The organism is Streptosporangium sp. NPDC000509 (genome assembly GCF_042898365.1).
Classification (GTDB): domain Bacteria; phylum Actinomycetota; class Actinomycetes; order Streptosporangiales; family Streptosporangiaceae; genus Streptosporangium.
Genome location: NZ_JBIAYX010000016.1, coordinates 52,588 through 72,860 on the forward strand (window position 1 = coordinate 52,588; position 20,273 = coordinate 72,860).

General features: G+C 69.5%; 19 protein-coding genes and 1 tRNA gene. 7 read left to right on the top strand and 13 right to left on the bottom strand.

The features are described from left to right. Window positions 1-22 precede the first annotated feature (22 nt). Complete coding sequence (locus ACFY3D_RS27670; RefSeq protein ID WP_389984412.1) at window positions 23-871, bottom strand: spermidine synthase; 849 nt, start codon at window positions 869-871, stop codon at window positions 23-25. A 234-nt stretch (window positions 872-1,105) separates the two neighbouring features. On the opposite strand from ACFY3D_RS27670, the gene ACFY3D_RS27675 reads away from it, so the two are divergent. The 3 genes from ACFY3D_RS27675 (at window position 1,106) to lat (ending at window position 3,706) form a co-directional block, all read left to right on the top strand. Continuing rightward, window positions 1,106-1,774 (top strand): hemolysin III family protein, encoded by a 669-nt coding sequence (locus tag ACFY3D_RS27675; protein WP_389984415.1) that lies wholly within the window; start codon window positions 1,106-1,108, stop codon window positions 1,772-1,774. 10 nt (window positions 1,775-1,784) lie between these two features. After that, the gene (locus ACFY3D_RS27680) at window positions 1,785-2,165 is read left to right on the top strand and encodes a PPOX class F420-dependent oxidoreductase (RefSeq protein WP_389984418.1); all 381 of its coding nucleotides are present in this window, start codon (window positions 1,785-1,787) and stop codon (window positions 2,163-2,165) included. Window positions 2,166-2,404: 239 nt separating this feature from the next. Further along, entirely contained in the window at window positions 2,405-3,706 is a 1,302-nt protein-coding gene (gene lat, locus ACFY3D_RS27685; RefSeq protein WP_389984421.1) for an L-lysine 6-transaminase, read from the top strand. A gap of 127 nt (window positions 3,707-3,833) precedes the next feature. Here the strand turns inward: lat and ACFY3D_RS27690 are convergent, their stop codons facing one another. The 4 genes from ACFY3D_RS27690 to ACFY3D_RS27705 all read right to left on the bottom strand — a co-directional run bounded on the left by ACFY3D_RS27690 (window position 3,834) and on the right by ACFY3D_RS27705 (window position 8,884). Further along, the gene (locus ACFY3D_RS27690) at window positions 3,834-5,144 is read right to left on the bottom strand and encodes an MFS transporter (RefSeq protein ID WP_389984424.1); all 1,311 of its coding nucleotides are present in this window, start codon (window positions 5,142-5,144) and stop codon (window positions 3,834-3,836) included. A 69-nt stretch (window positions 5,145-5,213) separates the two neighbouring features. Continuing rightward, window positions 5,214-6,743 carry an aspartate ammonia-lyase gene (locus ACFY3D_RS27695; protein WP_389984427.1) on the bottom strand — a complete coding sequence of 510 codons (1,530 nt, stop codon included), beginning with the start codon at window positions 6,741-6,743 and terminating at the stop codon, window positions 5,214-5,216. Window positions 6,744-6,857: 114 nt separating this feature from the next. After that, the gene (locus ACFY3D_RS27700; RefSeq protein ID WP_389984430.1) at window positions 6,858-8,225 is read right to left on the bottom strand and encodes an amidohydrolase family protein; all 1,368 of its coding nucleotides are present in this window, start codon (window positions 8,223-8,225) and stop codon (window positions 6,858-6,860) included. Window positions 8,226-8,314: 89 nt separating this feature from the next. Continuing rightward, window positions 8,315-8,884, bottom strand: coding sequence for a helix-turn-helix domain-containing protein (locus ACFY3D_RS27705; RefSeq protein ID WP_389984842.1), 570 nt, complete (start codon window positions 8,882-8,884; stop codon window positions 8,315-8,317). A 314-nt stretch (window positions 8,885-9,198) separates the two neighbouring features. Here ACFY3D_RS27705 and ACFY3D_RS27710 point away from each other — a divergent pair, with 314 nt between their 5' ends. Together ACFY3D_RS27710 and ACFY3D_RS27715 are read left to right on the top strand one after the other, a co-directional pair. Then, entirely contained in the window at window positions 9,199-9,336 is a 138-nt protein-coding gene (locus tag ACFY3D_RS27710; protein ID WP_389984433.1) for a hypothetical protein, read from the top strand. A 10-nt stretch (window positions 9,337-9,346) separates the two neighbouring features. Further along, window positions 9,347-9,706 carry a transposase gene (locus ACFY3D_RS27715; protein WP_389984845.1) on the top strand — a complete coding sequence of 120 codons (360 nt, stop codon included), beginning with the start codon at window positions 9,347-9,349 and terminating at the stop codon, window positions 9,704-9,706. Window positions 9,707-9,768: 62 nt separating this feature from the next. Here ACFY3D_RS27715 and ACFY3D_RS27720 read toward each other — a convergent pair whose 3' ends face one another. From ACFY3D_RS27720 to ACFY3D_RS27750, 7 genes are all read right to left on the bottom strand, one after another. Beyond that, a complete protein-coding gene (locus ACFY3D_RS27720) occupies window positions 9,769-10,023 on the bottom strand; it encodes a LuxR C-terminal-related transcriptional regulator (RefSeq protein WP_389984436.1) in 255 nt (84 codons plus the stop codon). A gap of 153 nt (window positions 10,024-10,176) precedes the next feature. After that, window positions 10,177-10,252, bottom strand: a tRNA-His gene (locus ACFY3D_RS27725). A gap of 76 nt (window positions 10,253-10,328) precedes the next feature. Beyond that, window positions 10,329-10,931 carry an oligoribonuclease gene (orn, locus tag ACFY3D_RS27730; RefSeq protein ID WP_350945247.1) on the bottom strand — a complete coding sequence of 201 codons (603 nt, stop codon included), beginning with the start codon at window positions 10,929-10,931 and terminating at the stop codon, window positions 10,329-10,331. 22 nt (window positions 10,932-10,953) lie between these two features. Then, window positions 10,954-12,078, bottom strand: a complete 1,125-nt coding sequence (locus tag ACFY3D_RS27735; protein WP_389984439.1) for a DUF2510 domain-containing protein — start codon at window positions 12,076-12,078, stop codon at window positions 10,954-10,956. 55 nt (window positions 12,079-12,133) lie between these two features. Then, window positions 12,134-13,585 carry a hypothetical protein gene (locus ACFY3D_RS27740; protein ID WP_389984442.1) on the bottom strand — a complete coding sequence of 484 codons (1,452 nt, stop codon included), beginning with the start codon at window positions 13,583-13,585 and terminating at the stop codon, window positions 12,134-12,136. A 42-nt stretch (window positions 13,586-13,627) separates the two neighbouring features. After that, window positions 13,628-15,340 (bottom strand): serine/threonine-protein kinase, encoded by a 1,713-nt coding sequence (locus ACFY3D_RS27745; protein WP_389984445.1) that lies wholly within the window; start codon window positions 15,338-15,340, stop codon window positions 13,628-13,630. 339 nt (window positions 15,341-15,679) lie between these two features. Next, entirely contained in the window at window positions 15,680-16,354 is a 675-nt protein-coding gene (locus ACFY3D_RS27750) for a pyridoxamine 5'-phosphate oxidase family protein (RefSeq protein ID WP_389984449.1), read from the bottom strand. Window positions 16,355-16,421: 67 nt separating this feature from the next. On the opposite strand from ACFY3D_RS27750, the gene ACFY3D_RS27755 reads away from it, so the two are divergent. Further along, complete coding sequence (locus ACFY3D_RS27755) at window positions 16,422-17,828, top strand: PLP-dependent aminotransferase family protein (RefSeq protein ID WP_389984451.1); 1,407 nt, start codon at window positions 16,422-16,424, stop codon at window positions 17,826-17,828. 135 nt (window positions 17,829-17,963) lie between these two features. Here the strand turns inward: ACFY3D_RS27755 and ACFY3D_RS27760 are convergent, their stop codons facing one another. Further along, on the bottom strand, window positions 17,964-19,046 hold the full coding sequence (locus tag ACFY3D_RS27760) for a GNAT family N-acetyltransferase (protein ID WP_389984454.1): 1,083 nt from the start codon (window positions 19,044-19,046) through the stop codon (window positions 17,964-17,966). A gap of 195 nt (window positions 19,047-19,241) precedes the next feature. Here ACFY3D_RS27760 and ACFY3D_RS27765 point away from each other — a divergent pair, with 195 nt between their 5' ends. Beyond that, window positions 19,242-20,267, top strand: a complete 1,026-nt coding sequence (locus ACFY3D_RS27765; protein WP_389984457.1) for a phosphotransferase family protein — start codon at window positions 19,242-19,244, stop codon at window positions 20,265-20,267. Window positions 20,268-20,273: the final 6 nt, after the last annotated feature.

Genomic DNA, 20,273 nt, shown 5'->3' on the forward strand with positions numbered 1-20,273 from the left:
CAGAACAGGCCGGGAAACCGGGTCAGCCGAAGACCGCGGGCGGGGGGACGGGGATGACCACGGCGTCGCCGTCGTGCAGGGGCCGGGCTCCGGCGATGAAGTTGACGATGTCGTCGCCGTACACGCAGCGGGCCTGGGTGAGGCCGCCCGCGGCCCTGCGGGTGAGACCCGAGACGGGCAGGGGCAGGCGGGAGGCGGCGACGATGAGGTTGCCGAAGCGCCGTCCCCGCATGACGCCGGGTTCGGCGAGCAGTACGACCTGGGGGAAGGTGTCGCGGACGGTGGCGAGCACCCGGCGGACGAAGGCGAGTCCCTTGCCGTCCGCGACGTTGATCAGCACGGTGCCGTCCGTGCGCAGGACGCGGGCGACGTCGCCCATGTACTCGGAGGTGGCGAGCTCGATCGGCATCGTGGCGCCGCTGAAGGCGTCCAGCACGAGCAGGTCGGCGGAGGCGTCGCCGAGTCCGGCGGTGGCGGTGCGGCCGTCGAGGATCCTGACCTTGAGCCGGGTCACCGACTTCAGCCGGAGCTGGTCCCTGACGAGCTGGACGAGCCCTTCGTCCGGCTCGGCGACGATCTGCCGGGACCCCGGGCGGGTCGCCGCGACGTAGCGGGGCAGGGTGCAGGCGCAGCCGCCCACGTGCACGGCGTCCAGCGGACCCTCGCGGAGGAGGTCGACGACGTCGGCCATCAGCCGGACGTACTCGAAGTCGAGGTAGGTGGCGTCGTCGAGGTCGACGTACGACTGCGGCACACCGTCCTTGGAGACCACCCAGCCGGAGGGCCGGTCGAGGTCCTGCAGGAGATCGACCTCGCCGAAGGTCACCGGATACCGTCCCGGCATCGGCTCCCGCGCTTCCCGCCTGCCCATCGGTGCGGTCCCCTTTTCCCTGATGCGAATCCGTGGGTTCCTGATGCGAACCCGAGGGGAAACCATATGCGCAGTGGCGACCGGTCGGCGTCCGGGTGGGCGGATCACCATCTCGTACGGTCCGGCGTGCGGCGCCTTGTTCTCGCCGAGGTTCTCGCCGAGGTTCTCGCCGAGTCGACGCCGTGTAGGACGGATCACAACCTACGAACGCGTAACTTACGCTACCGTAGGTTCATGGCCACGTCCCTCACGGAAACGCTCACAGAGTCCGTCAAGCCGCGCCTGCGCGGCTGGTTGCACGCGGGGACGCTGCCCGTGGCGCTCGTCGCGGGCTTCGTCCTCGTCGCGCTGGGTCCCACCCTGGAGGCGAGGCTCGCCGCCGTCGTCTACGCGATCACCTCCGGCCTGCTCTTCGGCATCTCGGCCACCTATCACCGGGGGAAGCTCTCCCCGGGCCTGGAGGAGGTGCTGCGGCGCCTCGACCACGCCAACATCTACCTGATCATCGCGGGCACCTACACCCCGTTCGCACTGCTCGCCCTGGACGGTGTGGCGGGCGCGGTGGTGCTCGGCGTGATCTGGACCGGCGCGATCGCCGGGGTCCTCTTCCGGGTGCTGTGGACCGGCGCTCCCCGGTGGCTCTCGACCGCGCTCTACATCGGCCTCGGCTGGACGGCCGTCTTCGTGCTGCCCCAGCTCGTGGAGGGTGCGGGGATGGTCGCGGTGGCCCTGCTCTTTCTGGGTGGGGTGCTCTACACGGCGGGCGGGATCGTGTACGCCATGCGCAGGCCCGACCCCTCTCCCGGCTGGTTCGGCTTCCACGAGGTCTTCCACGCCTTCACCGTCGCCGCCTACCTGGCGCAGTACGTGGCGGTCTCGCTGGTGGTCTACGCGGCGGCGTAGCCTGCCGTGCATGACGCGCATCCAGGACCTGGGCACCGAGAAGTACGTGTCCGTGACCACCTTCAAGAAGAGCGGCGCCGCGGTGCCGACGCCGGTGTGGGCCGCCTCGGACGGCGACTCCCTGCTCATCTGGACCGCCGGCTCCTCAGGTAAGGCCAAGAGGATCCGCAACAATCCGGAGGTCGTCGTGGCGGCGTGTGACGTGCGGGGGAACACGCGGGGGGAGGGGGTCAGGGGCGTCGCGCGGGAGTTGCCGGCCGAGGAGAGGGAACGGGTCCGGGGGCTGATCATCGCGAAGTACGGGCTCCTCGCCCGGTTGATCATGATCGGCAGCAGGTTCCGCAGGGGTGCCGACGGCACCGTCGGCATCCGCATTTCTCCGCCGAGCTGACCTGGCCCACCCCGCGGCAGGTTGATTTGACCGATCTGTGGTCTCGGAAGGGGGGGTCCCCGGGAAGGGAGACGGTCATCGGGAGGGGCTTGGACCATGCGGTCCCGGCTCCCGGACATTCGCGTCCAGGGCGTCGGCAGACCGAAAAATCTTCACAAGAACCGTCCTCAGAGCGTAATGTCTCCGTGTAGATACGTAAATAGCGGGGGATCATCTCTTCGGATCACCGTGGAGGGGACATGGACGTTCATGGCCGTCTCGCCCGTCACCTGCTCGTCGACGGCTATCGGCTCGTACTGGACCTGGAACGGAGCCGGGGGTCCCGGCTCGTCGACGCCCGCTCCGGCCGGAGCTACCTCGACTTCTACTCCTTCTTCGCCTCGGCCCCGCTCGGGGTGAACCCGTTCGACGACGATCCGGAGTTCCTGGCCCTGCTCGGCAGGGTCGCCGCGAACAAGCCCGCCAACTCCGACCTCTACACCGCCCACCTCGCCGACTTCGCCGAGACGTTCGCCCGGGTGCTCGGTGATCCCGAACTGCCGCACCTGTTCTTCGTGGAAGGCGGCGCCCTCGCCGTGGAGAACGCGCTCAAGTGCGCCTTCGACTGGAAGAGCCGCCTCAACAGTTCTCGGGGACACTCGCCGGAACTCGGCACCAAGGTCCTCCATCTCACCCGGGCCTTCCACGGGCGCAGCGGCTACACCCTCTCGCTGACGAACACCGACCCGATCAAGACCGACCGCTTCCCGAAGTTCGACTGGCCCAGGATCGAGGTGCCCGCGATCCACCTCGGCGACGTCGAGGCGGCCGAGGAACGGTCCCTGGCCGCGGCGCGGGCGGCCTTCGAACGCCACCCCCACGACATCGCCTGCTTCGTCGCCGAGCCCATCCAGGGAGAGGGCGGCGACAACCACATGCGGGCGGAGTTCCTGCTCGCCATGGAACGGCTCTGCCACGAGTACGACGCCCTCTTCGTCCTGGACGAGGTGCAGACCGGCGCGGGGACCACGGGCACCCCCTGGGCGTACCAGCAGCTGGGCCTGCGTCCCGACGTCGTGGCCTTCGCCAAGAAGGTCCAGGTGGGCGGGATCATGGCGGGCCGCAGGGTCGACACGGTGCCGGGCAACGTGTTCCAGGTCAGCGGCAGGATCAACTCCACCTGGGGCGGTGGGCTGGTCGACATGGTCCGCTCCCGCCGGATGCTGGAGATCGTGGAGCGTGACGGCCTGATCCCGCGTGCGGGAAGGCTCGGCGCCGAGCTCCTCGCGGGGTTGCTGGAGATCCAGGAGCGCTTCCCCGACCTGGCGGAGAACGCGCGTGGACGCGGCCTGATGTGCGCCTTCGACCTGCCGGACGCCGTGGAGCGCGATCTCCTGGTGGCCCGTCTGCGGGAGGAGGAGGGTGTGCTCGTCCTGCCCTGCGGAGAGCGGTCGGTACGGTTGCGTCCGGCGCTCTCGATCACCTCGGAGGAGCTGGAGGAGGGCACGTCCGCCATCGTCCGGGCCCTGGAGGCGTCCCGCTGCCTGCGGCTCACCGCCTAGTGCGACATTCCTCATTGGACGTACAGATCCCCACTGACCGGGGACGCTGAGAGCCGGAAAAGCCGCTCTGGCAGCCTCAGGTTCTCGACCGCGCATCCGCACCTCCGTTGAGGAACGCAGCATCAAGTCACTTTCGCGGCTGCACGACTCTGGTGCGGAGCGTTTCGGGCAGCATGATCACGATCAGGATGAACATCACGACGGAGATCGCGATGAGGTAGAAGCTGGGTGCCGTTACGGTGCCGGTGCCGGCGACGAGGGCGGCTGCGACGAGGGGGCTGGTGCCGCCGACGAGGGCTGTGCCGATGTTGTTGCCGAGGGCGACACCGGTCATGCGGATCTCGGAGGGGAACAGCTCCGTTTGCGCCACGGTGACTCCCACGCTCAGGGACGCGGCGAGCAGGCTGAAGGTCGCGAGCCCGAGGAATGCCAGCGGGAGGTTGTGGGAGCTGAGGAGCAGGAAGATCGGGAACGAGAAGACCGCGACTCCGGCGATCGCGCTGAGAATGATGGGTCGTCGTCCGATGCGGTCGCTCAGCTTGCCGACGACGAGGCAGAGCGGGGCGTAAACGAGCTGGGCCGACATGGCGAGGAAGGTTGCCTCTGTCGCCTTGAGTTTCACGGTCGCGACGAGGTAGTTCACGAAGTAGGTGTTGAAGTAGTAGAAGGTGATCCCTGTCATGGAGGCGAGCGCGACGGCGAGGATGATCGCGCGAGGGTTCTCGCGGAACAGGGTGAGCAGCGGGGATTTGGCGACCTTCTGCTCTTTGACGAGTTCTTTGAATGCGGCGGTCTCCTCGGTCTTTCGCCGAAGGTAGAGGCCGATCAACGCCAGGGGCAGTGCCAGCAGGAACGGGACGCGCCAGCCGAACTGTTCGAACTGTTCCGGTGACAGGGTGCTGCGGAGGATGAGGACGACGAGGCTCGCGGCGATCGTCCCAACGGATGAGGATGTCGAGAGCCAGCTGGACCAGAAGCCACGTCGGGCGGCGGGTGCGTTCTCCACGATGAAGGTGGCGGCGCCTGCGAACTCTCCGCCGACGGAGAATCCCTGGATGCAGCGGGCGGCCACGAGCAGGATCGGCGCGGCGATGCCGATGGTCTGGTAGGACGGCAGCAGGCCGATGCTGGCGGTGGAGAGCCCCATGATCACGATGCTTACGGACAGGGCCAGGCGTCGCCCTCGACGGTCTCCGAGGGATCCGAAGAACGCTGCCCCGATGGGGCGGAAGAGGAAGGCGACACCGAATGTCGCCAGTGACGCAAGAAGGGACAGTGCGTGGTCGTCGCTGGGGAAGAAGAGGTCGCCGATGACGACGGCGACCAGTCCGTAGACGACGAAGTCGAAGTACTCCACGACGTTGCCCAGCAGGGCGGCCGCGACGGCGGGGACCCGGGGTTTTTGGGGGTTCTGTGTTGTTGAGGCTGTGTTGCTCATGAGGGCTGTCTCCTTTGACAGGCCGTGCAGGGATGTTCGGCTTGAGATCAGATGGGCGGACCGGGTGAGCTAGGTCGCGTTCCGGGGCCGGAGGGAGGGGATGAGTGATTCCGGGGTGAGCATCTCGTCAAGCTCGGCGGGGGAGAGAAGGCTCGTGTCGGCGAGCATGTCCGGTATGGTGCGCCCGGTTTCGAGCGCTTCGGCGGCGATCGTGCTGGCTGCGCTGTAGCCGATTCGCGGGTTCAGTACGGTGGCCAGGCCGATGGAGCGTTGGACGGTTTCGTGCAGGCGATGTTCGTCGGCTGTGATTCCGCGTACGCAGTGATCCGTGAGCGTGGTGCACGCGGCGGTGAGGTGAGTGATCGATTTCAGGAGGCTGTGGACGATGATCGGCTCGAAGGCGTTGAGCTCGAGTTGACCGGACTCCGCGGCCAGGGTGGTCGCGAGGTCGTTTCCGATGACCTCGAACGCAACCTGGTTGACCATCTCCGGAACGACCGGGTTGACCTTGCCGGGCATGATCGAGGATCCGGCCTGGACGGGTGGGAGGTTGATTTCGGCGAGTCCGGCACGTGGGCCCGAGGAGAGCAGCCGAAGATCGCTGCTGATCTTGGAGAGCGTGACCGCCGATCGTTTGAGGGTTCCCGACAAGTGGACGAACGGACCGGTGTCCTGGGTCGCTGCCACCGGATCGGGCGCCAGGGTCACCGGGACACCGGAGATCTGTCGGAGATGCTCGCACGCGATGGCCGCGTAGCGGGGGTGGGCGTTGATACCTGTTCCGATCGCCGTCCCGCCCAGGTTCACCGTGGTCAGCAGATTGGAGGCGTCGAGGATCCGCTCGTTGCTGTCGGCCACCATCGTGCTGTAGGCGGCCATCTCCTGGCCGAGGGTCATCGGGACGGCGTCCTGCAGCTGGGTACGCCCGATCTTCAGGACCTGGCCGAACTCGTCGGCCTTCTGCAGGAACACGTCCGCCAGTCGCGCTTGGGCGGCGTGGAGCCTCCGGATCGCGAGGTGCAGAGCCACCTTGATCGCGGTCGGATACACGTCGTTGGTGGACTGGCCGAGATTGACGTGTTCCACCGGATGGATCGTGGTGTAGTCACCTTTCGGCCGTCCCATCAGCTCCAACGCCCGGTTGGCGATCACCTCGTTGGCGTTCATGTTGGTGGACGTGCCTGCGCCGCCTTGGATCACGTCCACGACGAACTGATCGTGCAGTTCGCCGCCGATGATCTCGGCGCAGGCGTGATCGATGGCGGCTGCTGCGGGGTCGTCGAGCAGGCCGATGTCGTTGTTGGCTCGGGCCGCGGCTGCTTTCACGCATGCCAGCGCGACTACGAGATCAGGGTGCCTGCCGATCGCGAGCCCGGTGATCGGGAAGTTCTCGAGAGCACGCACGGTGTGGATGCCGATGTAGGCGTCGGCGTCGACCAGCCGGTCGCCGAGCAGGTCATGCTCTGTGCGCCCCTGGTCCGGCGCGGTGCACGCCGATGACGGCGTCCCCGTCGGGGCAGGTCCGGGTTCCCGCTGAGAGGTGAGGGCGCCGGCGTGGACAGCCTGTGCGGCAGGAGCGTGTTCCTGGTCAGCGCTCATCGTCGCCGCCTGCCGGGACCAGGCGGCCGGCCGTGAATACCGCCGGCGGGCGCCGGAGAATCGTGAGGTCGTGGGCAAGGTCGCCGGCGAGGTGGGCATGCACGGCCGTGGTGTTCATCGTGGGAGCCCGTACAGGTCGGAGACGTTCCGGCTCAGCACCCGTTCGGCGAGCGTCGTGGCCTGCGCCGCCGTCCACAGCCGATCGGACAGGCCGGTCTGAAGGACGTTCTCCAGCGCCTCGCGAGCCCGCAGCGTGGCGCCTACATGGACTTCGGGGTGAGCCGTGTCCGTGCCGTAGACGACCTTGTGCGCGGGAAGGAACTCCAGCCATTCCTGTAGCACCCGCTCCGTCAGATGCGTGTGCAGGTAGGGCATCCAGGAGTAGTCCAGGTAGACGTTCCCGAGCGAGTGAGCGAGCGCCCCGAGCTGCGACGAGTAGGGGTATCCGCCGTGGATGAGGATGACGCGCATCCTGTTCAACGAGGGAGTGTTCAAGAACTCCTCGAGAAGCAGAGGGTTCGCGTTCGCGATCCGCAGCCCGGGTTCGCTGTGACCGATCCCCACGTGGATCTGAACGGGGACGTCCAGCTCGACCGCAAGGTGCGCCATGACGTTGACGAGGTAGTCGCTGAGGGCCTGGCGTGCCTGCGGTCGGGGCTGCCCGGGAGTAGCGTGCCGAAGGAGCCGGTAGGCGTCGCGGGCCTCCCCGATGTCGACCTGCTCGAAGTTCAGCGAGCGAAGATAGGCGGAGACGATCTTGAACCCCGCGACTCCCGCGCTCACCCGTTGGGTGAGGGAACGGGTGACGAACTCGCAGTATTCGTCGAGAGTGTCGGGCAGGGCGCCGATGCCGTGGTTGTGCAGCTCGGTGGAGAGCTTCTCGGCGAGGATGGCCGCGAAACGTGGCGTGTCGAAGCCACGCCCCGTATAGGGGTCATGACCGAAGGGGTACATGTACGGATCGATCCGGGCGATCTGCCGATAGCGTTCCGCAGGCCAGGCCACCGGGTCCAGCTCCGGCACATCGGTCAGGACCATGCTCGTGGACGACAGCGCCAACGCCTCGTCATACAGCCTGCGATAGTCGCCGAGCCGTTCACGCGCGATCTCCAGCTGGCGGTCCCGGCCGACGGGGCCGTACAGCACGTCGCATCCCAGCCGGAGTGCCCGACCGAACCCCGTCGTCTCATACAGGACCCGGCCGGCGTTCTGAAGCCGATCGATATCGTGCTGCCTCGCCAGGCCGGATGCCTCCTCGAGGTCACCTGCTCGCATCGCCCGCACGTAGCGCCGGTAGGCATCCGCCGGGATCCTCGACTCGACGTAGCCGGCCGCGACCTCGATCTCCAGCGCGTCGAACGTGTCCAGTCGTTCACCGGGTCGCACATACGCCGCATGGGAGTGATGGTCGATCGCCGGGATGCTCCCGGTGATCGCCAGGTTGTGTGCCAACCCGGAAAATGGCATGGCTGAAGTACTCATCTGTCGTTCCTTGTCTCGGCGGAGCACTTGTCCGCCGGTGATGTCGGCCGAACGGCGATGCCCGGCCGGTCATGCGGGAGGCCGCTACCTCACGGTTGATGCGGAAGCGACGGCGGGCTCACCACCCACAGCGCCTCGCCTTTCTCGGTGCCCACGTTGGTGATCATGTGAGCGACGTTCGTACGGAAGTCCAAGCTGTCTCCCGGCTCCATGAGGAACGTCTCACCTCCCAGCTCGAAGGAGAACCGCCCCTTGAGGATGACCACGACCTCCCGCGAGTTCCCGTGGGTGTAGTCGGGTCCGCCGCTGAAGGCTCCCGGTTCGTACTCCGACACCGCCACCTCGACATCCCCGACCGGCGGCCGGGTGATGCTGAAGTTCCGCACGCCGTCCCCGGTCGGAAGCTGGGGCCGCTCGGCTCGTCGAAGGACCTTCCCGCTGCTCGGCGTCGACGTGTCGAAGAGCTCCGCGAACGTCAAGCCGAGCGAGGAGGCGATCTTGCGGAGCGCGTCGAAGCTGGCATTGGCCTTGCCGTTCTCGATCTGGCTGATGAAAGCCGGGCTGAGCCCTGCGCTGTCAGCGAGTGCCCGAACCGTGACCCGATGTCCGCGGCGGATCGCGCGGATGCGTGCCCCCAGCGCCGCCCTGTCGTCATGCATCGGGTCCACTACCACTCCTCGTTAAACATGCCGTCTACCAGCAGTAATCATTTTTGTTTACTACATCTTTGTGTGTCAAGGGTGGGAAAGTCGTTTTTCCGCAACCTGCACCAGGAGGCTCGTGGGCGGTGAGCGCCCGCTCTGCGGGGTGATGGTGCGAGCGGGCTTCGGCGGCTTGCGGGCCCACGCCTGTCCACACGGCCGATGGTTCCTCGGTTCGACGGTGTGCGCCGGCGGATCCGCAGGTCGCCCTGGCGGGACATCTCCGCCGAGTACGGGCCCTGGCAGACGATCTACGGGCTGTTCCGGCGCCGGTGGTGCGCCGGGCTCTGGACGGGACCCTCGCCGCGCTCCAGGCCGGAGCCGACGGGGCCGGGTTGATCTGCCGGCAGGTCAACGACGAGGACGATCCCGCCTGGTACGCCTCACAGGCCCTAGTGCGACGTTCCTGAATACGGCGCGCTGCGTATCCGTGATGGCATCGAGCTCACCTTCTGCGCGCCCTCGCGCAACAGCGACGGCTGGATCCAGCTACTCCAGCAGATCGGCAAGGCCAACCGGCGCGGCCCGATCGTCGTCGTCACCGACAACCTGTCCAGCCACTTCAGCCGGCGGGTCCGGCAATGGCTGCTGCGTCACCCGCGCATCCGCCAGGTGTTCATCCCGATCAAGGCCTGCCGGCTGAACCTGGCCGAAGGCTGGTGGCGGCTACTGCGACGGGCCGCGTTCACGGGGCGGACCTTCGCCGACGCCACCGAGATCGCTCACGCGGCCACCCTCGCCACCGCGCAACTCAACGCCCACGCCCAGCCCTGGGGGTGATCCTCGCCACAGCCACGGACCCCGCGCCGTAGGTTCGTCCACCTGCTTCAAGGGACGCGGCACTAGTGGCGCTGCGGCTCCTCGTGGGCGGCCCGTTCCAGCCACAGGTCGATCGCGGTGACCCGCGAGTCGACGCCGAGCTTGGCGTATATCCGGTTCACGTGGTTCTTCACGGTCTTCTCGCTCAGGAACAGGTGCTGGGCGATCTGCCCGTTGGAGCGCCCCATCGCGATCAATTCCATGACCTCGGTCTCACGCCTGCTCAGACCCGTAACGGCTCTGGGCTCCGCGTCGAACGGGGCATCGTCGACTCTCATCCGGCCTCCGTGGCTGAAACACGGTCAGGTCGCCGAAACCCCCGGTCCTAACGGCGTTGCGATAGCAGCGAGCATAACCTGCAATATCCACTTTTGGTGGGTAATGGGGCTGGAAATGCGGAACGGCCGGCCCTTAAGGACCGGCCGTTCCAGTGGGGTGAGCGAGGGGACTTGAACCCCCGACATCTAGGACCACAACCTAGCGCTCTGCCAACTGAGCTACGCCCACCATCGCCGCCGCAGCAGCACATGAAAAGTGTAGCGGTCTTTGGGAGTCGTTTCGTACGGGGTTTCTCGTGAAACGTTCAAGGCCTGCGCGTGGACACGCTCTCGGCCAGTTCCCTCGCAGTGGCGGAATCGGGGCCCGGCTGGGACACGAAGACCGCCGCGCGGTAGTAACGCAGCTCCCGGATGCTCTCGACGATGTCGGCGAGCGCCCGGTGGCCGCCCTGCTTCTCCGGCGAGGCGAAGTAGACCCGGGGGTACCAGCGGCGGGCCAGCTCCTTCACCGAGGAGACGTCGATCATCCGGTAGTGCAGGAACCCGTCCACGGCGGGCATGTCGCGGGCGAGGAAGGAACGGTCCGTGGAGATGGAGTTGCCGCACAGCGGGGCCTTCTTCGGCTCCCGGATGTGGCCCCTGATGTATTCGAGCACCATGGACTCGGCCTCGGCCAGCGTGACGCCGCCCTCCAGCGCCTCCAGCAGGCCGGAGGCGGTGTGCATCTCCCGCACCACCTCCGACATCTGCTCAAGGGACTCGGGCGGGGGCTTGATGACCACGTCCACCCCCTCGTCAAGCTGGTTCAGCTCGCCGTCGGTGACCACGCAGGCCACCTCGACAAGCGCGTCACGGCCAAGGTCGAGCCCGGTCATCTCACAGTCGATCCAGACCAGCAGGTCACTCATAGCCCTCAGGGTAGTACTCACTTCAGGGCAGCTTGAATGACTTGATCACCTTGTCTACTGCAGATATGTCCAGATTGTCCGGTATGGAGACGTAGGCCAGCGCCGGACGGGTGTTCTCGCCACGATCGACGATCAAGAACGCGGCCCGCTCCCGCTTCCACTTCCAGCCGTTGACCTCGGACTGCTCGGAGAAGTCCAGGTCGAAGACGAGCAGCCAGGCGTCCTTGCCACTCACCTTGACGGCCTTGTCCTCGACGATGTTCCGCTTGTGCGGAGGGCTGTAGAAGGCGGGCTCCACGACCTGCAGCAGGGTCGCGGCGGCCGAACGCAGGCTGCCGACGCCCTGGTAGCCGTACTGGTCGGGAAGCTCGCCGGTGAGCACGTTGCCGAGCCAGTCGCCGCCCCTGCCGTCGAAGTTCTCCTGGGCGACGGCGATGGCCGCGCTGTTCCAGACGAACCCGAGCCCGCCGCCGACGGTGGGAGGCACCTCCCAGGGCCCCTCGGGCATCTCGAACGACAGGCCGGTCACCGGGTCCGTGACGCGCCCGTCCACCGCCTGGGGCGGCGCGCTTCCCGAGGGTGCGGGCGTCGCCTCGGGAGTCGGCTCGGTGGGCTCCAGGCTCGCCGTGGGGGGTGGTGTCCGGGGTGCGGGAGACCTGCCCGCGGTGTTCGTGCCGTCGGGGTTCATCAGGTACATCGCGGCGACCACGATCACGATCACGAGGATCAGCGCGCCTCCGCCTCCCAGGATCCACGGGAGAGGGCTGCTCTTGCGCGGCGGAGGCCCGGACGGGTAGCCGCCGTGCGGCGGCATGGGCATCTGCGCCGTGTCGCCGTTCGGCGGCCCGCCGCCCCACAGCGGCTGTCCCGTGCCCGCCGCCCCGGGGCCGGCCTGCTGGGTCCACGGGCCGGTGTGACCACCCCCGTGCGCCCCTTCCCGCGCGGGAGGCGGGCCCGCCTGCCGGGAGTCGGGCCCCGCCGGGTGCTGCTGGAGGGAGGGGCCGGTCCGTGGCCCCTCCGCCGTGCCCTGTCCGGCGGGAGCGTCCGCCTGGTGGGTGGCGTCGGTCCACTGGTTGCCGTCCCACCACCGCAACAACGGTGAGCCGTAGGGATCGGGGTACCAGCCGGAGGGGGTCTGCGTGGTCATGGCCGCCAGAGTAGTAAGAACGGCTTTGTGTCGCATTGTGGACCTTGGTGATCAATCATGAACATTTGTAGGCGAAGGTAGCCTTGTCCTGGATCTTCTTCCCCTCGGGTACCGGGGAGAGCAGCACCAGGGTGGCGGTTCCCTTGAAACTTCCCTCACCCTTGACCGTCCACTCCAGGCTCACCTCGTGCGAGGTCGTCCCCGACGGGATCTGGTCGGTCTGCGCGATCGGCTTCTTACGATCGCTCCGCTTCCACTGGTAGCGCACCTCGCCGCCCGCGCCGTTGGTGGACAGCACGCCGGTGATCTTTACCGTGGTGTCGCACCCCTGCGTCTTCTTCGGGGCGCTGACGTCCACCTTCGTCACCTCCAAAGGCGTCGCCGAACCCCGGAACAGCCAGAGTGCCAGCGCGCCCACGACCATCAGCGCGAGGATCACCGAGGCGAGGATCGTACGGCCGCGTCTGCGACGCGCGCGGGGGGCCGCACCCGCGTCGAGCCTGCCGGAGGGCGGTTCGGTCTGCTGCTGGTCCCTTCCGGCCCGCCAGAGCTGGGCTGCCGTGGTCTCGGAGGGCACCCCGGGACCGAACCGCATGACCACCTCCTCGGCCCCCCGCCGGTCGCCCCCGGGGGCCCACTCGCCGGTCTCCCGGGCGCGCGGCTCATCGGCCCTCGGGACGTGCAGCAGGGTCGCGACCTCCCCCTCGTCCGGGGCCGGCCGTACGGGGGGCGCGGCACCGCCCGGAGCGGGTGCCTCGTGCGCCGGCCACAGGTGCAGGGTCTCCACGAGCCTGTCACGGGTGGTGAACCCGGACGGCAGCACGTCGCGCCCGGCGAGCAGCGCGTCACGCGCGGGGGCGAGCCCCCTGGTGGAGGCCGTGGCCGCCGCCCTCTCCAGCAGCGCCGCGGCCCCGCGATCGGCGGAGGCCCAGGTCGCGGCGAGCCCTCGGGCGAGCGAAGCCCAGGCCGCCACGTCACGTTCCGGGGCGGTGGGGCGGCCGAGAAGGGCGTCGGCCAGCCCTCGCCCGGTGAGCAGCGCCGACCCGTCCGAGGCGATCACCACGGTGCCCGGGTGAACCTGTCCGTGGGCGAGCCCGGCGGCGTGCACGGCCAGCAGCGTCTGCGCGGTCTCCACCAGGACGGTGGCCGCGCTGCCCGCGTCGGGCCGGGACGATCCGGGCGAGAAGGCCGGCCCGGCAGAGAGCAGGTCGCCCACCGTCGGATCGACCGGTTTCGAGGTGATCAGCCAGACCTCGTCCCTCGCCGTGATGAGGTCGGCGACCGGGACCAGCCCGGTCACGCCGCCTCGCGCGAGCCCGCGATCGGCGAGCACGGCCGCGACCAGCCGCTCGCGCGCCGCGGGATCGGCGACCAGCCGCGGGTCGAATCTGAGCGCACCGGCCGGTCGTCCGTCGGGCGCGACGGCCGACGACCGGACTCCCAGGTCGTCCGCCCGGGTACGGCCGGTCAGCCGGAACCCGGCGATGTCTCCGCGATCGGTGCTCATGGGGTGATATTCATGATCGCGATCGTTCCCCTGTCTACCGGTCTACCGGCGTCTCCGGTGCCGTCCCGTCATGCCGCGCTTGACGGCCAGTGTGAACGGTACGACACCGCTCGTCACCAGGCCCAGTGCGAGGAACGCCGCGGGGGCCGTCTCGACCGGCGGCAAAGGTGAGCTGGAGAGGGTGGGAGGCGGCTCGGTGCCCGGCGAGGAGGGGTCCGTGCGGGTGGGAGTGGGCTCCGGGGGCGGTCCCGACGGCGTCCGCGTAGGGGGCGTCCGGGTCGGCTGGGCCGTGGGCTGGGTGGGGGCGGTCGTCGGCCGGGTCGGGGTGGCCGACGGCGGCGGGGTCGTGGGACGGTCGGGGTCGCGGGGACCGTCCAGGGTGGTGCTCTCCTCCGGGGTGGGCTCCGTGGACGGCCGCCGCGTCGGGGCCGTCGTCGGCCGGGTGGTGGGTCTCCTGGTGGGCCTCGCCGACGCTGTGGGCGTCGCGGCCGCCGACGTCGCGGTGGGTGCCACGGGCGGAGGACCGGAGGTGGTCGTGGTGCTCGGGGTCGGCGTCGGGGTGGGGGTGGGGGTGCCCGCGGACGGAGACTCCTCCACCGGCTCGTCGAGCTCGTCCGGGTCGTCCTCGGGGGCGAGCGTCTCCAGCGGGTCGGAGGGGGAGGGACTGTGCGAGGTGACGGCACCCTGCGACTGGATCTCCGTGGGGTCGCCGGAGCCGACCAGCACCGCGGTCAGCCCGCCGATCACCGCGATGCAGCCGACACCGACGAGGATCTTGATGCCCAGCCTGCCGACCGAAGAGGTTCTCGTCCCGTCGAGGTCGCCGCCGTCGAGCTCGGTCATGGCCAGCGAGGTGTCGGCCCCGGGAACGGGCGCCTCCATCGGGAACATCCCGGCGAGCAGCCCGGCGACCGCGGCCAGGCGACGCCGGCCGCGGTCCTGCCAGTCGGGGCCGTAGGCGTCGGCGGCCACCGCTTCGAGTTCGGTGAGGAACGCGCTCGCGGTCGGCGGCCGGTCGGCGGGGTGCTTGGCCAGGCCGCGTTCGACCAGTCCCTGCAGGGCGGAGGGCACCTCCTCGACCGGCGGCGGCATGATCTGGTGCTGGCGGGCCAGCGCGGCGACGTTCGTGGCGCGGAAGGGCCGGGTGCCGGTCAGGCATTCGAAGAACACGACGGTGGCGGCGTAGACGTCGGTGGCGGGTCCCGCGGGCCCGCCCACCCACTGCTCGGGGGCCATGTAGGGCGGCGTGCCCGCCGGGAGGTCGCCGTCGCCGGAACGGACCGCGATGCCGAAGTCGACGAGCTTGCTCCTCCCGTCGGCCTCCACCATCACGTTCTCCGGCTTGAAGTCGCGATGTACCACGCCCGCCGAGTGCGCGGAGGCGAGCCCCAGGAGCGAGCCCTTGAGCACGAGCAGCGCCGCCTCGGGACCGGTCGGCCCCTCGGAGCGCAGCAGCGCGCGCAGGGGGACGCCGTTGATCAGCTCCATGACGATGGCCGCGCCGTCGCCGGTTTCCACGTAGTCGTACAGCCGGACGGAGTGCGGGCTGCTCAGGGCGTTGAGCAGCCTCGCCTCGTGCCGGAAGCGCGCCACGAACCCGACGTCGCTCCTGAGCTCGTCGGACAGATACTTGATCGCGACCATGATGTCGTCGGCGTCGTGCCGAGCCATCACCACACGCCCGGCCGCACCGGCGCCCAACTCGCGGATCTCGGTGTATCCGGGGACTCGCCAGGCCGATGGCGTGCCGTACATAACGGTCTCCTCAGTTGTCTGGGCCCCCACCCATAACAGACGAACCGCAGCTTAGCGATAGATAACGGCATTCCGCTCATTAACCGGGGATCAGTCTCACAGAGTGGAGCTGATCAGTGATTATCCACCGTGGCCGACCCGGACGGGCGGCTTTCGCGACAGGACCGAAATCCCGATCAATCCCCGGTTTCGGCGCTACGTCGCGGTTCGCCGGCGGCCTCACGACGGCCCGCCGGGCACCGGCGACCGGCTCCTCCGCCGACGCGGTGGAGGAGCCGGTCGCCGGTGCCGACGGCGATGCGGGTGCGGGCAGGAAGGCTTTCGAAGCGCTCCCCGCGGCTAGAGCGGGAGGTTCGCGGCCGGCATCTCCGGCGGGGCGGGCATGGTCCTCGACGCGATGTGCTCGGGCACGGCCAGGCCCGCGGTGAGCGCGGGGTCGGGCTCGGGGGCTCCCCAGGACTGGTGGAGCGGCAGGACCCCGGCCCAGATCGGCAGCTCGTAGTCCTCGTCCTCGTCGACCGGCGGGCCCTGGCGCACCTTCACCGACGCCTCCTCAAGGGACAGGGCGAGCACCATGGTCGCGGCGAGCTCCTTGCGGGTGGGCTTGCGGGCGGCCTCCCACTGGCCGGGGGCGAGCTGCTCGGTGATCGCCCGCAGCGCGGCGAGGTGCTCCTCGGGGTCCTCCACCCGGCGGACGCGGCCGTAGACCATGGCGCAGCGGTAGTTGACCGAGTGGTTGAAGGACGAGCGGGCCAGCACGATGCCGTCCAGGTGGGTCACCGTGACGCAGACCTCGTCCGCGTCGCGCAGGGAGGTCGCGCCGGTGGAACCGTGCAGGTAGAGGGTGTCGTCTATCCGGCCGTAACCGGTGGGTACGACCATGGGGAAGCCTCGGCTCACGACGCCCAGGTGGCAGACCAGTCCGGCGTCCAGCACCGCGTACAGGTCCTCGCGGGAGGTCCTGGCCTTGTCCTTCGCGCGGTTGAGGGTGGTACGGGGAGTCGTAGAGAGCATGACCCTAACCTAGAAAGAAGTGGATACCGAGAACACGTCCACTCTAATGCTCTTACAGGAGACCACTTTGCCACGCCCTTCCGTCGACCTACCCGTATCGGTGGACCGTGAGGCGGGCACGGCGCTCGCCGTCCAGCTCGGCGACAGCCTCAGGGACGCCATGCGCGGCGGCGCCCTCACCTCGGGGGAGCGCCTGCCCTCCACCCGTGCCCTCGCCCGCCAACTCGCGGTGAGCCGCACCGTCGTCACCGAGGCGTACCAGCAGCTGTACGCGGAGGGCTGGGTCGAGGGACGCCACGGCTCGGGCACCTACGTGGCCGAGATGACGTTTCCCGCCGTGGAGGAGAAGGGGCTGCGGGCCCCCGTCCCCGTGCCGCTCGAAGGGGGCGACCACGGCGGGTGGAACGGCTACCGGAGCGAGAGCGGGCAGGGGGTGATCGACCTGCGCCCGGGGCGGCCGTGGGTCCACGACTACGACAGGACGGCCTGGCGCAGGGCCTGGCGGAGAGCGGCCGACCTGCCTCCGGTGAGCGACCCCGACCCGCGCGGCCTGCCGAGGCTGCGCGCCGCGCTGGCCGAGCATCTCCGCAGGACCAGGGCGATCCCCGTCGGCCCGGAGAACGTGATGGTCACCCGGGGCACCGGCAACGGGCTCGGCCTGGTCGCCGCCACCTTTCTGCGGCCCGGTGACCGGGCGGGCGTGGAGGAGCCGGGCTACCGCGTCGCCAGGAACGTCTTCGCGGGGCGGGGCGCCGAGATCGTGCCCTGCCCGGTCGACGAGGACGGTGTCGTCGTGGACGGACTCCCCGGCGACCTGCGCGTCCTGCACACCACCCCCGCCCACCAGTACCCCCTCGGCGGGCGCCTGCCCATCCCGCGCAGGGAGCGCCTCCTGGCCTGGGCCCGCCGCACCGGCGCGATCGTCGTGGAGGACGACTACGACGCCGAGTTCCGCTACGACGTCGCCCCGCTGCCCGCCCTCTACGGTCTCGACCCCGCGTCGGTGGTGCTGCTGGGCAGCCTGAGCAAGATCCTGACGCCGGACATCGGCGTCGGCTGGCTGGTCGCCCGCCAGAGCCTCGTCGAAACCCTCGCCGTGACCAGGGACGCCCTCGCCGACCGCACGAGCGGTCCGGCACAGCAGGCGGTGGCGGTGCTCCTGGAGAAGGGGGATCTGGACCGGCACCTGCGCCGGACGCGCCTGGAGTACGCGCGCCGCCGCGCCGTGGTCGTCGAGATCCTCGGTTCCCGGGTCACGGGCGACACCGCGGGCCTGCACGTCATGGTGGAGTTGCCCGAGCACGCGGTCGCGCCCCTGGTCGAGGCCGCCCGTGCCCGGGGGGTGCTGCTCGACTCGATGGCCCGCCACTACCACGGGCCGCGGCTGCGGCACGGTCTGGTGATCGGCTACGGCTCCGCGTCGCGGGCCGACGTCAGGCGGGGTGTCTCGGTGGTCGCCGAGCTGATCGGTTGACCGGCCACCGGCCTTTCGAGCGGGTGGGCCGACCGGCCGTCAGGGGAGGGCGGACGGATCGTGTGACCGGCCGCCCGAACCCGAAGGGCGGGTGCCGCCGTGGCGTGGGACCGTTCCCAAACCACGGCGGACGGATCACGCCTGTATGGACGTCCGCAAGCGGCCGTACGTCTTGAGCGCGCGGTCGGCGGTGGTGCGCAGCAGCGGGCTCGCCAGGACCGTGCCGCGTGCCTTGCGTACCGGGACCCGCAGCATCCAGTGGACCCCGGCGCCGGGGCTCAGCCTGGCGACCCTGCCCTCGGCGACCTCGTACTCGCCGTTCTTGAGCTTCTCCTTGTACTCCTTCTCGCCGCGGCCCATGTCGATGACCTGGATTCCGGCGTCGGCGGCCTTCTCGGCCATGGCCAGGTGGTGGATCAGGCCGGGGGAGTACTTCGCGAAGGCGGTGTCGTAGGCGGGGAACCAGCCCGCGAGGGTCGTACCGGTGCGCAGCCCGAAGTGCCCGGCGACCGGCCGCCCGTCCGCGTACAGCATGTCGAGGACCCCGCCGAAGTGCTCGGTGTCGGTGGCGAGGAAGCGTTCGACCAGCTCCACGATCCACGGCTTGGCGAACCTGTCGGTGCGGCCGGTGCGGCGGTACTGCTCGGTCTTCCAACCGAGCAGCGTGCGCAGCGGCGCCAGGTCGGTGGTGGCGTAGTCGTGCCGGAGCGGCCCGACGTCGCGCTGGAGCTTGCGGCTCTTGTACGCCGTCGAGCGGTAGGTCTTGCCGGAGGTGACCTTGATCGTCTCGATGTACGCGTCGTGGCCGTCACGGAGGTCGATGATCGGCGAGGGGTGCCTGCTGTGCCCCGCCTGGAGCAGCGGCTGCCCGGAGACCAGGTGGTCGAACTCGTAGACGGCGAGGCCGCACGCCCTGATCAGCCGCTGCGCGTCGATCTCCACGTCCTTGGCGTGCACCAGTCCCTGCGCGTCGGTCAGGCCCGCGGCGACGGGCATGCCGATGCCCATCGGGTGGCGTTCGAAGGGGAAGAATCCCACGGTGTCCGTACCGTCGTGCAGCACCGCGACCCGGACGCGTTCCTGGAGCGCGCCGACGGTCACGGTGAACTCCGGCGACAGGAACGGGGTGTCGAAGGCGGGGTCGGCGCTCTGAAGGACTCTCCATCGGTCGATGTCGGCCGGTCCGAGATCACGGGGCTGAACAACTGAGACGCGCATGAGCTCCTACTGGGATGTGCGGGGTCCCCTACGTCATCCCGAAGGATGCCGTAAAGCTCAAGCATGCTGGGAGGGACGTAATGTAACGATAAAGGACGGAACTGAGGGCAGGCTGTGTACATCGCAACGTTTCGGAATCTCATTGGGAGACCCCGGCTGGCGCCGCCGGTCCGAGTGACGTTCTAATTGGTGGCTATGAGCACCCCTGGCATCGACTGGTCGCACCTTGTCGGATGGATCGCGGCCAATGTCCCCGGCGTCGGTGAGCCTACCGGGGTCTCCCTGATCGCGGGCGGCAGATCCAACCTGACGTACGTCGTGGAGACCCCCGGGCGCCGCCTGGTGCTGCGCCGCCCGCCGCTGGGGCACGTGCTGCCGACCGCCCACGACATGAGGCGCGAGTGGCGGGTGATCTCGGCACTCGCGCCGACCTCCGTCCCCGTGCCCGAGCCGGTCGCCTTCTGCGAGGACCCGGCGGTGATCGGGGCGCCCTTCTATCTCATGGGACACGTGGACGGCGCGGCCGTGCGCACCCGGGAGGACGCCTGGGCACTCACCCCCGAGCAGACGCGGCGGCTGTCGGAGCGCCTGGCCGAGGTGCTCGCCGCGATCCACGCCGTCGACTACGAGAGGGCGGGGCTGGGGGACTTCGGGCGTCCCGAGGGATACATGGCCCGCCAGCTGGAGCGCTGGGGGCAGCAGTGGGAGCGGTCGAAGACCGCCGAACTGCCCGCGTACGACCGCCTGGTGGCCCGCCTGCGCGAGCGACTGCCGGCGCGGTCCGCCTCGGCGCTCGTGCACGGCGACTACCGGCTCGACAACACGCTCGTGCGGCTGTCCCCGGATCCCGACATCCTCGCCGTCGTCGACTGGGAGATGTCCACGCTCGGCGATCCCCTCGCCGATCTCGGCCTCACCCTCACCTACTGGCAGGACCCCGGTGACGAGGAGCGCGCCTCGGTCCCGGTCGCGGCGGGCGTCACCGTGGCCCCCGGCTTCCTCACCGCCCGCGAGTTCGCCGCCCACTACGCGAAGGTCTCCGGCGCGGACCTGTCCGACCTGGACTTCTACGTGGCCTTCGGCCACTACAAGCTCGCCGTCATCGTGGAGGGCATCCACGCCAGGTTCAAGCAGGGCAAGACCGTCGGCGAGGGCTTCGAGGAGATCGGCGCCGCCGTCCCCACGCTCGTCGAGCGGGCTTTGCGGATCCTGGGAGACTGACCGGCG